Origin of the sequence: Bombella apis (assembly GCF_018221685.1) — a bacterium.
Classification (GTDB): domain Bacteria; phylum Pseudomonadota; class Alphaproteobacteria; order Acetobacterales; family Acetobacteraceae; genus Bombella; species Bombella apis.
Map to the genome: position 1 here is coordinate 1 of NZ_JAGJTM010000005.1, position 2,500 is coordinate 2,500.

1 tRNA gene and 2 rRNA genes (1 of these 3 cut by a window edge) are annotated in these 2,500 nt (G+C 55.0%); all 3 read right to left on the minus strand.

The window, feature by feature from the left end:
• Window positions 1-80: 80 nt before the first annotated feature.
• Window positions 81-157 (minus strand) — tRNA-Met (locus tag J8Z04_RS07110).
• 38 nt (window positions 158-195) lie between these two features.
• A 5S ribosomal RNA gene (rrf, locus tag J8Z04_RS07115) occupies window positions 196-310 on the minus strand.
• A gap of 85 nt (window positions 311-395) precedes the next feature.
• Window positions 396-2,500, minus strand: a 23S ribosomal RNA gene (locus tag J8Z04_RS07120); it runs 632 nt beyond the window's last position.

Sequence of the window (2,500 nt, forward strand, 5' to 3'; positions counted from 1 at the left end):
GCCTCCCCACAATATAGCTCTGCTATTGACAAGCAGTATGCCGATGGTTCCGTATCAACTTATTTCTGATTTTGTGGGTATGGATGCGGGGGTAGGATTTGAACCTACGACCTTCAGGTTATGAGCCTGACGAGCTACCGGGCTGCTCCACCCCGCGTTGGTGGGTGGTTTTTATGGGGGTGGGTGAGCGAGGGGACCTGGCGGCGACCGACTTTTCCGCTCCTTAAGGAGCAGTATCATAGGCGCTGGAGGCTTTAACGGCCGAGTTCGGGATGGGATCGGGTATGGATCCTCCGCCATGGCCACCAGGTCTTCCCGCTCACCCATGTGGGTGTTTGGGGGTGTTTTGGTTGGTGTTTTCTGGAGTGTGACTGACTACTGTGCATGTGTTCTGGTGTGTGAGAGATATGGGCGATTAGGATCAGTCAGCTACACATGTTGCCATGCTTTCACACCTGACCTATCGACGTCCTGGTCTTGGACGGCCCTGTGAGACCTAGTTTTGAGGCTGGTTTCCCGCTTAGATGCTTTCAGCGGTTATCCATTCCGAACTTAGCTACCCGGCTGTGCCGCTGGCGCGACAACCGGTGCACCAGAGGTTCGTTCATCCCGGTCCTCTCGTACTAGGGACAAATCCTCTCAAGTCTCTTACACCCACGGCAGATAGGGACCGAACTGTCTCACGACGTTCTAAACCCAGCTCACGTACCACTTTAATCGGCGAACAGCCGAACCCTTGGGACCTGCTCCAGCCCCAGGATGTGATGAGCCGACATCGAGGTGCCAAACCTCCCCGTCGATGTGGACTCTTGGGGGAGATCAGCCTGTTATCCCTAGAGTACCTTTTATCCGTTGAGCGATGGCCCATCCACGCGGGACCACCGGATCACTATGGCCGACTTTCGTCTCTGCTCGAGCTGTCACTCTCGCAGTCAGGCGGGCTTATGCCATTGCACTCGACAGCCGGTTTCCGACCGGCCTGAGCCCACCATCGCGCGCCTCCGTTATTCTTTGGGAGGCGACCGCCCCAGTCAAACTGCCCACCATACAGGGTCCCGGACCAGGCTGACTGGTCTCGGTTAGATATCAGAAAAGTTCAGGGTGGTATTTCAAGGATGGCTCCACCTGAGCTGGCGCCCTGGTTTCAAAGCCTCCCACCTATCCTACACAAAACTTTCCTGATACCACTGTAAAGCTGCAGTAAAGGTTCATAGGGTCTTTCCGTCTGACCGCGGGTACCCCGCATCTTCACGGGGAGTTCAATTTCGCTGAGCCGATGCTGGAGACAGCGGGGAAGTCGTTACGCCATTCGTGCAGGTCGGAACTTACCCGACAAGGAATTTCGCTACCTTAGGACCGTTATAGTTACGGCCGCCGTTTACCGGGGCTTCGATTCGACGCTTGCACATCTCCTCTTAACCTTCCGGCACCGGGCAGGCGTCAGACCCTATACGTCATCTTTCGATTTCGCAGAGTCCTGTGTTTTTACTAAACAGTCGCTACCCCCTGGTCTGTGCCACCCGCCGATGGTTGCCCACCAACGGGTCTCGTTTCTTCCGAAGTTACACGAGCAATTTGCCTAGTTCCTTCAGCATCGTTCTCTCAAGCGCCTTGGTATACTCTACCAGTCCACCTGTGTCGGTTTCGGGTACGGTCTATATGCCAGAGCTATTTCCTGGAACGGTCCAAAAGCCAGCTCAATCCGATAAGAGCTGACAACATATCTCGTTCGTCACTTCTGGCAGGCTCAGGACTATTAACCTGATTCCCATCGACTACGGCTTTCGCCCTCGCCTTAGGGGCCGGCTCACCCTGCGTGGATTAACCTTGCGCAGGAACCCTTGGACTTTCGGCGACAGTGTTTCTCGCACTGTTTGTCGCTACTCATGTCAGCATTCGCACTTCTGATACCTCCAGAGAGGGTCACCCCGTCTCCTTCGCAGGCTTACAGAACGCTCCGCTACCGCGCATAGTAAACTATGCACCCACAGCTTCGGCACGTGGCTTGAGCCCCGTTACATTTTCGGCGCAGGGTTTCTATTAGACCAGTGAGCTATTACGCTTTCTTTAAAGGATGGCTGCTTCTAAGCCAACCTCCTGGTTGTTTTGGAATCCCCACATCCTTTCCCACTTAGCCACGATTTAGGGGCCTTAGCTGGTGGTCTGGGCTGTTTCCCTCTCGACAATGGACCTTAGCACCCACTGTCTGTCTGCCGTGCTCATACTCCTCGGTATTCGGAGTTTGGTTAGGTGTGGTAAGGCTTTGGGCCCCCCTAGCCCATCCAGTGCTCTACCCCCGAGGGCAATACACGACGATCTACCTCAATAGATTTCGCGGAGAACCAGCTATCTCCGAGTTTGATTGGCCTTTCACCCCTAGCCACAGCTCATCCCCGACTTTTTCAACAGGCGTGGGTTCGGCCCTCCAGTGCGTGTTACCGCACCTTCAGCCTGGCCATGGCTAGATCACTCGGTTTCGGGTCTTCTACCAGTAACTCAG